11 protein-coding genes are annotated in these 12,279 nt (G+C 42.4%); 5 read left to right on the top strand and 6 right to left on the bottom strand.

Annotation, left to right across the window (positions count from 1 at the left end):
- Positions 1–16 precede the first annotated feature (16 nt).
- On the top strand, positions 17–1,522 hold the full coding sequence (locus tag DS891_RS01240; protein WP_010606429.1) for a SpoVR family protein: 1,506 nt from the start codon (positions 17–19) through the stop codon (positions 1,520–1,522).
- Positions 1,523–1,688: 166 nt separating this feature from the next.
- On the opposite strand, the gene DS891_RS01235 is transcribed toward DS891_RS01240, so the two are convergent.
- Positions 1,689–2,048: a DUF4870 domain-containing protein gene (locus tag DS891_RS01235; RefSeq protein ID WP_039492452.1), complete on the bottom strand. Its 360-nt coding sequence runs from the start codon at positions 2,046–2,048 to the stop codon at positions 1,689–1,691.
- A gap of 388 nt (positions 2,049–2,436) precedes the next feature.
- Between DS891_RS01235 and DS891_RS01230 the strand changes: the two genes are divergently transcribed.
- Positions 2,437–3,096 carry a hypothetical protein gene (locus DS891_RS01230; RefSeq protein ID WP_010606427.1) on the top strand — a complete coding sequence of 220 codons (660 nt, stop codon included), beginning with the start codon at positions 2,437–2,439 and terminating at the stop codon, positions 3,094–3,096.
- Positions 3,078–3,563, top strand: a complete 486-nt coding sequence (locus tag DS891_RS01225) for a DUF2269 family protein (protein ID WP_174168583.1) — start codon at positions 3,078–3,080, stop codon at positions 3,561–3,563. Before DS891_RS01230 ends, DS891_RS01225 begins: the two co-directional genes overlap by 19 nt.
- 148 nt (positions 3,564–3,711) lie before the next feature.
- Here the strand turns inward: DS891_RS01225 and DS891_RS01220 are convergent, their stop codons facing one another.
- Entirely contained in the window at positions 3,712–4,686 is a 975-nt protein-coding gene (locus DS891_RS01220; protein ID WP_010375394.1) for a diguanylate cyclase, read from the bottom strand.
- Between the two features lie 2 nt (positions 4,687–4,688).
- Positions 4,689–5,693 (bottom strand): response regulator, encoded by a 1,005-nt coding sequence (locus DS891_RS01215; RefSeq protein WP_010606424.1) that lies wholly within the window; start codon positions 5,691–5,693, stop codon positions 4,689–4,691.
- A gap of 201 nt (positions 5,694–5,894) precedes the next feature.
- Between DS891_RS01215 and tpx the strand changes: the two genes are divergently transcribed.
- On the top strand, positions 5,895–6,476 hold the full coding sequence (tpx, locus tag DS891_RS01210) for a thiol peroxidase (RefSeq protein ID WP_010606423.1): 582 nt from the start codon (positions 5,895–5,897) through the stop codon (positions 6,474–6,476).
- Positions 6,477–6,571: 95 nt separating this feature from the next.
- Here the strand turns inward: tpx and htpG are convergent, their stop codons facing one another.
- Entirely contained in the window at positions 6,572–8,485 is a 1,914-nt protein-coding gene (htpG, locus tag DS891_RS01205; protein WP_010606422.1) for a molecular chaperone HtpG, read from the bottom strand.
- Positions 8,486–8,645: 160 nt separating this feature from the next.
- A complete protein-coding gene (gene recR / locus DS891_RS01200; RefSeq protein ID WP_130126571.1) occupies positions 8,646–9,251 on the bottom strand; it encodes a recombination mediator RecR in 606 nt (201 codons plus the stop codon).
- A gap of 270 nt (positions 9,252–9,521) precedes the next feature.
- Between recR and DS891_RS01195 the strand changes: the two genes are divergently transcribed.
- Positions 9,522–11,597: a M13 family metallopeptidase gene (locus DS891_RS01195; RefSeq protein ID WP_174168582.1), complete on the top strand. Its 2,076-nt coding sequence runs from the start codon at positions 9,522–9,524 to the stop codon at positions 11,595–11,597.
- Between the two features lie 50 nt (positions 11,598–11,647).
- On the opposite strand, the gene DS891_RS01190 is transcribed toward DS891_RS01195, so the two are convergent.
- Positions 11,648–12,223 carry a rhomboid family intramembrane serine protease gene (locus tag DS891_RS01190; RefSeq protein WP_174168581.1) on the bottom strand — a complete coding sequence of 192 codons (576 nt, stop codon included), beginning with the start codon at positions 12,221–12,223 and terminating at the stop codon, positions 11,648–11,650.
- Positions 12,224–12,279 lie beyond the last annotated feature (56 nt).

Below are 12,279 nucleotides of genomic sequence, written 5' to 3'. Positions count from 1 at the left end.
TTTGGAGGGTTGCGCGATGACATATCAGCCAATTGACGATGGTCCAGATTGGACCTTTGATTTACTTGATACTTATCATCAGGAAATTGCTCGTGTAGCCGAGCATTACAGACTTGATACTTACCCAAATCAAATTGAGGTGATCACAGCTGAGCAGATGATGGATGCCTACTCAAGTGTGGGCATGCCAATTGGTTATGCACATTGGTCGTACGGTAAAAAATTTATCCAGACTGAGCAAACCTACAAACGAGGTCAAATGGGTCTTGCCTACGAGATTGTGATTAACTCTAATCCTTGTATTGCGTACTTAATGGAAGAAAATACCATGCCTATGCAGGCACTGGTGATGGCGCATGCGTGCTATGGTCATAATTCTTTCTTCAAGGGTAACTATCTATTTAAAACCTGGACGGACGCATCATCCATCATTGATTACTTGGTATTCGCTAAAAATTATGTCGCCAAGTGTGAAGAAAAGTACGGTATTGATGAGGTAGAAAACCTGATTGACTCTTGTCATGCATTAATGAATTACGGTGTTGATCGGTATAAAAGGCCGCAACGGATCTCTATGTTTGAAGAGCAAAAACGGCAAAAAGAACGGGAAGATTATTTGCAGTCCCAAGTTAATGAATTATGGCGAACCATTCCTAAAGGTGAAGATGAAGAAACAGACAACCGTGCCCGTTTCCCATCAGAACCCCAGGAAAATATACTGTATTTCATCGAGAAAAATGCCCCATTGTTGGAGTCTTGGCAACGCGAGATTATTCGTATTGTGCGTAAAGTATCACAGTACTTCTACCCGCAAAGACAAACTCAAGTCATGAATGAAGGCTGGGCTACATTTTGGCATTACACTATTTTGAACCATTTATATGACGAGGGAAAACTAAGTGATTCCTTTATGTTGGAGTTTTTGCAAAGCCATACCAATGTTGTGTATCAACCGCCATACAATAGTAAATTTTATTCTGGGATAAACCCCTATGCGCTCGGCTTTAATATGATGGTCGATATTCGCCGTATATGCGAAAACCCAACGGAAGAAGACAAACAGTGGTTCCCGGAATTTGCGGGGAGCAACTGGCTGGATACACTGCATTTTGCGATGCAAAATTTTAAAGACGAGAGCTTTATCAGCCAATTTTTATCTCCAAAGCTCATGCGCGACTTTAAGCTTTTTACGATTGTCGACAAACAAAAATCTCCGCACTTAGAAGTTGGCCCTATTCACGACGAAATGGGTTATCAACAACTTCGCAGTGCCCTTTCAGCGCAGTACAACTTGAGTAACCATGAGCCTAATATTCAAGTTTATGACGTCGATGTACGGGGAGATCGTTCACTTACGCTAAGGTATGTACCGCAAGGCGGGATCCCACTTGCCGCTTCAAAGCAAGAAGTGATAAAGCACCTCTATCGCTTATGGGGATTTAAAGTGAAACTTGAACAAGTAGATGAAAATGGCAATATCGAGCAGATAGCTCAATGCCCTGAAGAGGAAAGTGAATCGTAACTCTGTTAGTTTGACTTAGGAGACGGCAAACAGGTTGTATTTGCCGTGACTCCTTTCTAATGCTTAGACACTTTAGCTTCAACTACTCTACAGTGAGGTGTGTTATTAAACTCTAGACAGCACGTAAACACTTCCAACTGCAGAGCTTCGCTATTCAAAGTGCCGGTTACTTAAAAAAATTGAAGCTAAGTGGATAAATCCATACTTCCCCATTATTGGCTTTCATCGCGGCAATGATGGCAAATATAATATTAAGAATAGCTAACACAACGAACCCTAAAATACCAACCGCAACAAAAACTAAAATACCGCAAATTATGGAATAGATGATTAAGCTAATTAACCAGTTAATAGTGGCTTTTCCGTGTTGGTCGATTGTTTCGCTTTTATCCTTATTGGTTGCCCACATAACCACCGGTAATACAAGCCCTAGTCCCGGAGCAACAAAGCTCGCCAGTTGGCTCAAATGTAATAACATACAGTATGTATTTAGCGGCATCCCCCAGTATTCATCATTATCGTTCATTTTTCATTCCCTTTTATTGTTGTAAGTGATTACGCATTTCAAGCAAGTGTTTCATATTGACTGAAGTCTATGGAATTCTTCCTAATGAGTTAAAATCATTTAAGGAACTACTATTCACCTGCCTCATCTTAAAATAAATGGCTAAAGACCTCTAATTGAGAACTCAACTCCCCACTCCTCCATTAAAGCTAGATAAGCCATGATTTACAAGTCTTTTGATATCAAGAGCATGAGCGTAGACCTAACAACTCTGGTTAACCGCTATAGTTTAAAGACAAGGTTTATTCAATTTTCACCAAGTAAATAGTGTCTACTCAGACTAAGGCTTTACCAATTTTGGGTATAGATTTAAGATGAACCAAAGGACTCTAATCCAGACATAAAACCAATGGATCAATACAAAACCAAATTTGTTGTTGTTTATCTAATTGCTGCAATAATTACTGCGGCATGCCTATTAATGAATGGACCGATGCGTCCTGGCTTGCCTCTTGATAACACGGTAATAATGCGTATGGAGTTTATTGCCGAAAACTTAGTATTGTGGCAGTGGTCTTGGATAGCTTGGATGTTCTCTGCACTAGGTCTTTTAGTATTTAGTGTTATTTTAGCAGGTGAGCTCAAAGCAGACTTTAGAAAGCATGTTGGCCTGCTATTAGTCGCCTTGGGTGTGGCCCCAGATCTAATTGCTGAAGTAATTTATGCCTTTGTTTTACCAAAAGTAGTTCATTTAGCCATGGGAGAATCTGTATTTTTACTGTTTGAGCATATTGCAACCCATCTAACCGGTTACTTAGGTAATGGCCTTTATAATTTAGGAGGGCTTACGTTAACCTGTCTAGCCATTAAGCAAGGTATATTTAAAACATGGGTATCAGTGTGGGGGATCACCGCTTGGATTTTAGGCTTATTGCTGTCTGTATCTATCGCTGCTGGTCAACTTAAAGCTGCTGAGATATTTACTGCATCAAGCATGACTCTTAGTACACTTTGGATGATTATCTTTGCACATCAAGTTTTGAGGCCTAGATGGAATACGCAATCTTAAAATTAGTGCACATAGGTGCCTTGATTTTTTGGCTCGGCCCAGCTCTTGGTGCTTGGCTTGTATTAAAAGCAATAGAAAATGAAAATATAGGACCGGTGACCGCGAAGGTGGATCATGTGTTCTTTCTCATGGTCACACTGGAACATGTAGCATTTATTGTCCTCTTATTAACAGGCTTTTCTATGGCTTTTTTAGCTGGATGGTTTACATCTCCATGGCTCCAGCAAAAGCTACTTGTGGTCGGTCTCGTGATTATCCCGTTAGAGATTGTGGATATTTTCTTGGGAAATTGGTTAGCAGCAAAGGCATCTAAAAGAGTCCACTTGGGCATTGCAAGCGCTCAGCAACGGCGTTGGTTAGCGCTCTACCACGGCCCTTTTACTAAACTTGCACTCTTAACCATACCGGTTTCAGTCGTTATCGTGATGTATTTAGCGGTGAGTAAGATGCCACTTTTATCACTTTAATTCGCGGAATAACCGAACGATACTGTTGATTTGTCTAACAGACCGCTGTTCATTCCACACCGATACTAAAAAGTTAGTGGGGTAAGAATTATAAAGTGGCAATATGAATAGAACCGCATCGCGCTAAAGTCACCATATAAAGATAAATTTACTCGCTGGCCATGTCTTCAGAGTATACAGTTACCCGATTTCTTCCGCCCTCTTTAGAAACATACAAAGCGCTGTCCGCGGCTTCAATCCATTGTTCATGTTTTTCAAAAGACTCTTCGTACACGGCAACACCAAGGCTAACCGTAATCTTTATTTGTTGTTCATCGTAGTAAATAGATGAGTTTTCTATTAACGAGCGCAGTCTTTCGGCGAAAGTGATTGCACCCTTTACGTCTGTGTCGAGCAAAGTCACTGCAAACTCTTCACCGCCGTAGCGGCCTGCAGTGTCCGTTTCGCGTAGTGTTTTGCGTAGTAAGTCAGAGATATGACGGATTGCCTCATCTCCACCACTGTGACCGTATTCGTCATTGATACGCTTAAAGTGGTCAATATCAAACATAAGCAATGCACTTTGGCCTTGATTACGTTTCAAGCGTTTAAACTCTTGCTTTAGGCTTTCTTCCCAAAAGCCGCGATTATGCAACTGCGTTAAACTGTCTGTTCGGCTAATTTTTTCTAATTGTTTATTCAACGACTCAAGCTCTAACTTGTTGATTGCTTCGTCGGTTACATCGTATATGATCACACAAATATGCCCTACATCCCCCGTCACTGTGGTCAATGGGATGAAAGTTGCATTCTGATACATATAATCCGCTTTGCCTGTGATAGGTCGATAATTTTTGAATCGGAAAATATACGGCTGCTGCTCCCAAATGGTAAACGACCGATTTTTTAGCACGAATACAGGCTCAGCTTTTGATCTAAACCATTGCTCATCAATACTTGGGAACAAATCAAAAATGTCTTTATCTTTAACCGCACTCGGTAACAAACCAGAATGATTTTCCATAAAACCATTCCATATACATACCTTGTAGTCGCGATCGAGTACCACCAAGCCAACATCTACGGTGTTAAACATATCCATTAACCAATGGATTTCATTCATATCAAAATCGGCTGCAGGCATAGTTAATCATCCAATAAATAGGCTACTTTGTATTTTAATGTTTTAAGCGAGTCTTCTGTGAATAGCAGCATAAGGTCACAGTTAATGTTGTGATGCTCGATGCCATAGCTAATCTCTATAGCGAGCGTTCTTTGCCATCTCGCTTTGTTGGCTTTCACAAGCTCAGCAACATCACAATGTTGGCCAAGCACCACGGGGTGGCCTTGACTGAAAGACATATCGAGCTGCTTAGATAGTCCCGTTAAAATTGCGCCAATCAAGATATTGCTAATATCCATTAAAAGCTCAAGCTCAACTTTGGTATTAAGATCGCCATGATAATTCATCAAGGACGCGATCTCTTTGAAACTAGAGTCATTGAGCAGTAGCAATGCTTCTCCGGAAACACCGCCGCCAATAAAGCCTTGGCAAACGCCCGACGTAGTTGCGCTCGCATCAATCGCTTGCAGTGCCATATGCAGCTCGTTGACTTCGAGTACATTAACGTTTGGAATAGGTAATTCGACGAATACGTTTAGCAATCGCGCCAACAAATCACCCGCCTGCCCCATAGCGACGTTGGTAAGCTCTTGATAGATATCACGGATCTCAGGGTCTAGCTGCTCACCAAGTTTATGAACCAAGCTTTCTCTGATTGCTTTGTCTTTTATTCCATGATGCTCAATAATTTCAGCAAGTTTAGCTGCATCGCAGGGCTTACGGATAAAATCAATAGCGCCAAGTTCTATCACTCGTTGGTGCGCATTAGGTTGAATGTCGCCAGAAACAACGACAGTAAGCACGGATAAATCTTGCTCGGTAATGGCCTGTAGCACTTCATAGCCATCCATCTGCGGCATATTTAGATCAAGGAATAGAATCTCTGGAGAAAGTGCTTTTATTTGTTTAATACAGTCGAGTCCATTCTCTGCAAATTCTACTTTAATATCCCAGTCGTCTGGCAATGAACGCGCCAGCTGCCGACGGGCAAGTTTTGAATCGTCACAAATTAGGACTAGTGTTGACATACAAGCTCTCTTTCTGTTTCCCATGCGTATCGGCACGATGTCGGGAAGTTTTAGTTATAATTATGAGATTAAAGCTTAAAATTGCGACATATGTTAATAAAACGACGCCATCTTGACAATCTAAATGTCACTTAAGCTTGGTTAGTTACTGTCAGTATAATACACTCAAATCAATTAAGTTAACTTCAAAAGGAATACTTTATGCTGAAAGCGTTAGTTTTAGCGAGTGGTCTGTTTAGTGCGATATCATTGGCTTATGATTTACCTGAAAACTCGGTAGATATGGGCAAGGTAAAAGCGCAAGGTAAAGCGGTGGTATTGCTTGGTAATGGTGTAAAGCAAGGTCAGGCTGCACCGGATTTTAAGGTTGCCGATGCTGACTTCAGCCCTGTTACCCTGAAAGACTTTGAAAGTCGTGCAATTTTAATTAGTGTTGTTCCAAGCCTAGATACTGGCACTTGCAGCCTACAAACTAAACATTTCAATGAAAAAGTAGCAAGCCAATTTCCTGATGTTGCCATGTTGACGATTAGTGCTGACTTGCCGTTTGCGCAAAAGCGCTTTTGCAAAGCAGAAAATATCGACAAGGTTAAAACATTATCAGACGCCGTATGGCATTCTTTTGGTGAAAATTATGGCTTGTTGATTAAAGATATGGGCCTGCTCAGTCGTGCAATTTTTGTGCTAGACAAGGAACACAAGGTTGTTTACAAGCAGCTGGTAGAAAATTTAGCAAAAGAGCCAAACTACGAAGAAGTCGTTGGCGCACTGAAGAGTCTATAGCCTCACTATATACTCTCATCAATAAATACAACAAAGCCGGTCACTTAACAACGACCGGCTTTTTCAATTCGTTATACCAATTTACTTCATTAATTTTACTTTTGTAGATCTAGCATTAGCTTATTAAGACGGCTTACAAATCCCGCTGGATCTTTCAGGCTACCACGCTCTGCAAGCATTGCTTGGTCTAGTAGTACTTCTGCCCATTGTCCAAACTTGTCTTCGTCTTGTTCGTTATTCAAGTGCTTAACCAATTGGTGCTCAGGGTTAAGTTCAAATACCGGCTTAGACTCAGGCACGGCTTGACCCACCTGCTCCATTAGCTTTTGCATCTGAGAGCTCATGTCGTGATCGTCTGCAACCACACACGCAGGAGAATCTGTTAAGCGGTGCGTAAAGCGTACTTCTTTCACTTTATCGCCAAGTGCTGTTTTCACGCGCTCAACTAGGCCTTCAACTTCTTTCTCACTTTCTTCGTGTGCTTTTTTCGTCTCTTCGTCATCCATATCACCTAAGTCAAGATCACCACGCGTGATTGACTGAAGTGGCTTCTCGTTGAATTCAGTGAGGTGGCTCATCATCCACTCGTCAACACGATCCGACAACAGTAAAACTTCAATGCCTTTCTTACGGAAGATTTCAAGATGCGGTGAACTCTTTGCTGCTTCAAAGCTATCAGCCACAACATAGTAAATCTTATCTTGGCCTTCTTTCATACGCTCAATGTACTGCTCAAGAGAAACATTTTGCGTTTTCTCGTCAGTATGTGTAGAGCTAAAGCGCAATAGTTTTGCAATAGCATCTTTGTTTGCGAAATCTTCAGCAGGACCTTCTTTGATCACATTACCAAATTCATTCCAGAATGCTTGGTAATCTTCTGGTTTGTTTTTGCCCATACGCTCAAGCATTTTAAGTACACGAGATGTACAGCCTTTACGAATAGCTTGAGTGATCTTGTTGTCTTGTAGGATCTCACGAGATACGTTAAGCGGTAAATCGTTAGAATCTAGTAAGCCTTTAACAAAGCGCAGGTAGCTTGGCATAAACTGCTCGGCGTCATCCATGATGAACACGCGTTGTACATAAAGCTTAAGGCCAGCTTGACGCTCACGATTGTATAAATCGAAAGGTGCCTTTTTAGGGATATAAAGTAGGCTGGTGTATTCAGTTTTACCTTCTACTTTATTGTGTGCCCAAGTGAGTGGCTCTTCCCAATCATGACCAACATGCTTGTAGAACTCTTTATATTCTTCTTCGCTGATCTCTGATTTATCACGAGTCCAAAGTGCTGTGGCTTTGTTGATCGCTTCCCACTCGCCAGGTTGCGCTTCAATTTTCTCGCCATCTGGGCCTTCAGATTCAGGAACTGGGTCTTTATAAAGTTCAACAGGAATTGAAATGTGATCTGAGTATTTAGTCACAATACCGCGAAGGCGATAAGTTTCAAGGAACTCACTCTCTTCTTCACGAAGATGTAGTGTGATCTCTGTACCACGCTCTGCTTTTTCGATTTCAGCAATCGTGAAGTCGCCTTCACCTTGCGATTCCCATTCAACCGCCTCTGACTCACCCGCTTTACGCGTACGAACCGTTACTTTATCAGCAACAATGAATGCAGAATAGAAACCAACACCGAACTGACCAATCAGCTGTGAATCTTTTGCTTGGTCGCCAGTTAGGTTTTTAAAGAAATCAGCTGTACCAGATTTTGCGATGGTACCTAATGAGCTGATCACTTCGTCACGCGTCATACCAATACCATTGTCAGAAATGGTAATGGTTTTTGCATCTTTGTTTACGCTTAAGCGAACACGTAGTTCCGCGTCACCTTCGTAAAGGTCACCATTTTGCAAAGCTAAATAACGTAGTTTGTCAGCCGCGTCTGAAGCGTTAGATACTAATTCGCGTAAAAAGATCTCTTTGTTTGAGTACAAAGAGTGGATCATTAGGTTTAATAATTGTTTGACTTCTGTTTGAAAGCCTAATGTTTCTTTTTGAGCTGCGGACATTGTTCTCTCCAATATAAGCAATTAATGCAGTGTTCTTTATCAATATGCTAGGTATATGGGGGAAGAGAAAAAACTTTCAAGAGACTGAACAAAATTTTTAACAAATCGCCCTATTTTTTAGATTCAATTACTCCAAAAACAGGGCTTTAAGTAAGAAGCGTTAAGATTGGAGCTTCTTGCGCCCGCTAAACGCATGCATTAACGTCATACCGTCTACCAGGTCAAGCTCACCGCCAACAGGCATACCGTGAGCAATACGCGACGCTTCAACTTGATATTTATGACATAACTCAGAAATATAATGTGCCGTTGCCTCGCCTTCCACCGTTGGGTTTGTCGCTAAGATAACTTCATTAATATTGCCAGCACTTAGCTTACGCTCAAGAACATCAAGGCCGATTTCATTAGGGCCAATTCCATCCAGAGGCGATAAATGCCCCATCAGCACAAAATACAAGCCATTAAATTGGCCCGTTTGCTCTATCGCCAATACGTCCGTTGGTGATTCAACCACACAAAGCAGCCCTGTGTCTTGGCGCTTGATACTTTGGCAAATATCACACACCTCAACCTCACTAAATGTTCGGCAGCTTGAGCAATGACCGATGGCTTGCATCGCATGAGTAAGGCTTTGCCCCAGTTGGCTGCCGCCCTCTCTGTCTCGCTCTAATAAATGAAAGGCAATACGTTGCGCAGACTTAGGCCCAATGCCAGGTAAACAACGCAGCGCTTCAATAAGCGCCGTTAAACTTGGTGATAATTGCATAAATTCGTTTCTTGTGGCCCATGCAGTGCAAACGCACCGATAACAATGCCGAAATGATAAGGGATATTTCTATTGATTTAAAGCTTGAAGCAATTTCAATTCCCTTCACGCATTGTGAAGTTTAAAAACGCATTTACCATGAATTTTTCAACAATTCGACTCAAATGCTTGCAGCAAACAGGTATTCGCTCGACAATGGTTCCATTCCCGATAGTAAATACAATAGGACGACTGTCGGGCTCACTTCTCGAACTAGATAGAGACTACATAATGAAAAAAACGATAATAGCAAGTGCACTTGCAGCCGTTATGCTGACGGCTTGCTCTGAGCCACAAGTCACAACAAGTGAAACCCAAAAAACAGAAAACGCAGCGGTAGCCACTGGTAAGGCCGAACTTGGCAACTTTGGTGTTGACCTCAGTGCACGCGATGAAAGTGTAAAACCAGGCGATGATTTCTTTATGTACGCCAGCGGCACTTGGTACAAAAACTACGAAATGCCAGCAGACAAAACGCGTTTTGGTGCATTCTCTGCACTTGCTGAACGCAGTGAAGAGCAAGTAAAAACCATTATCGAAGAGATTGCTAACGGTAAAAACCTAAACGCCGAAGAGCAGCTAATTGCCGATTTTTACAATGCTTATATGGATGTTGAAACCCTAAATAAGCTTGGTATTAAACCTATTCAGCCACTACTTGCTGACATTGACGCCATTAACAACACTGACGGTCTAACCAAAGCATTCGGGCAATCTTGGTTAACTGGCGTAAATGCGCCGCTCGGCGGCGGTATGTGGTTTAACCGTCTAGACCCAAATAAATATGAGATGTCGATGGGTGCTGGCGGACTTGGACTACCAGATCGCTCTTACTATTTAGAAGAGGCTGAGCGTTTTGTTAAAACTCGAGAAGCATACGTTACGCATATTGCAGATATGCTTAAATTTGCGGGTAAAGACAAGCCGACTGAGCGCGCAGAGGCCATTCTTGCACTTGAAACTAAAATTGCTGAGGGACACTGGCCACGTGAAAAACGCAGAAATCGCGACCTGACATTAAATCAAGTCAAACGTGACGAACTAGCAACACAGTACCCAGGCTTTAATTGGGATTTATATTTTGCTGAAACAGGCTACAAAGTGCCTCAGCTAAATATGTCTCAGCCAGAGCCGATTAAAGCAATGATTGCGCTTATCAACTCTGAAGACTTGGCCGTTTGGAAAGACTACTTAACTTATCACGCAATTAGCGGCAATGCGTCGCTGCTGTCTGAAGATATCTTCAATACTAACTTTGAATTTTATGGCAAACATTTAAGTGGTCAACAAGAACCACGTGCTCGTTGGAAACGCGCAATAAGCGAAATGTCTGGCACTACGTCGCTTGGCTTTGCAATTGGTAAAGTTTACGTTGCCCGTTACTTCCCAGAGTCTTCTAAAAAACAAATGTCAGAATTGGTTGAAAACCTACGCACCGCGCTTGGTGAAAGGATTGAAAGCTTAGACTGGATGGGGGAAGAAACAAAAGTAAATGCTCAAGCAAAACTTGCCGCATTTACGCCTAAGATTGGCTACCCTGATAAATGGCAATCATTTGATGGGTTAACCTTAACCCGCGATAACTTAATGACGAATGTGAAAAACCTACGTGAGTTTTTCCGCAATGACAGTATCGCCAAAGAGCTTGAAAAAACCGACCGTAACCGCTGGGGTATGACACCGCAACGCGTAAACGCCTACTACAACAGCTCGTTTAATGAAATCGTTTTCCCTGCGGCAATTCTACAACCGCCATTCTTCGATCCAAATGCAGACCCTGCAGTAAACTACGGCGGTATTGGTGCGGTGATAGGGCACGAAATGGGCCACGGTTTTGATGACCAAGGATCTAAATCAGATGCCAACGGTATTCAGCGTAATTGGTGGACCGATTCAGATCGCGCTGCTTTCGAAGAAAAAGCAGACAAGCTCGCGGCGCAATACAACAAATATGAGCCTATTGAGGGTAACTTCGTAAACGGTCGTAACAGCCTTGGCGAAAACATCGGTGACGTAGGTGGCCTTGCAATGGCTTACCATGCTTATAAACTGAGCCTAAACGGCAAAGAAGCACCTGTGATTGATGGCTTGACTGGCGACCAACGTTTCTTCCTTGCCTGGGCACAAGTATGGAAAGAAAAGCGTACTGAGCAAAGCATGCTAAACCAACTACGCGCAGGTACACACGCACCAGGTCAATTTAGAGCGCTTGCACCTCGCAACCATGATGCATGGTATAAAGCGTTTGACGTTAAACCGGGTGACAAACTATACCTAGCACCTGAAGAGCGCGTGCGTATTTGGTAATAACTTGAATCCCAAAGCATAACCTGCCGTCACTGGCAGGTTATGCTGCTTTAACGCCGAGCAATACGCTTTTGCTTAGTTAAGTATGCCCCGCCTAATCCGCTTAAAAACCCAAAAATATGACTTGAACTACTCGTCTGTGCAGAAAAATCAAATAACGTCGCTAAAAAACTAATGTTGGCATAGTAAGTCAATACCAGCATAGCAATAAAACTAACAATACCAAGCACATCTCGATTGAATAGCGCAGCACCCAGCAATAAGCCAAAATAACCCATTACAATGCCTGATGCACCAATGTGATTAGCGTGCCCAGCAAACAGCCACACCAACAGCCCTGTAGCAACCACAATAAAAAGTGTTGCTCGCTTAAACCTTGGTAATCTCGCAGCCAAATAGCCGCTAATACTTAAACCGAGCAAATTACTCAGCAAATGTCCCCAGCTACCATGCACAAAAGGCGCAGTTAACACACCACTCAAATGATGAACATTATGCGGTACAATCCCAAAACGATAGACGGGTAAGCCAAAAATACCACCCAACAACTGTACGAGGCACATCACTGCCATCGCGTACAAAACCAGCTTAAAATTGGGCGGAAAAACTAGTGCACGTTTACTCATCTTATTGTCCACATCCCCTCTAATGGCACACCGCTGATAAGGTGGCTAAATTTTAT

Source organism: Pseudoalteromonas sp. JC28 (assembly GCF_013319255.1).
In the GTDB taxonomy this organism is placed as follows: Bacteria; Pseudomonadota; Gammaproteobacteria; order Enterobacterales; family Alteromonadaceae; genus Pseudoalteromonas.
This window is presented reverse-complemented; position numbering and strand designations above follow the sequence as displayed.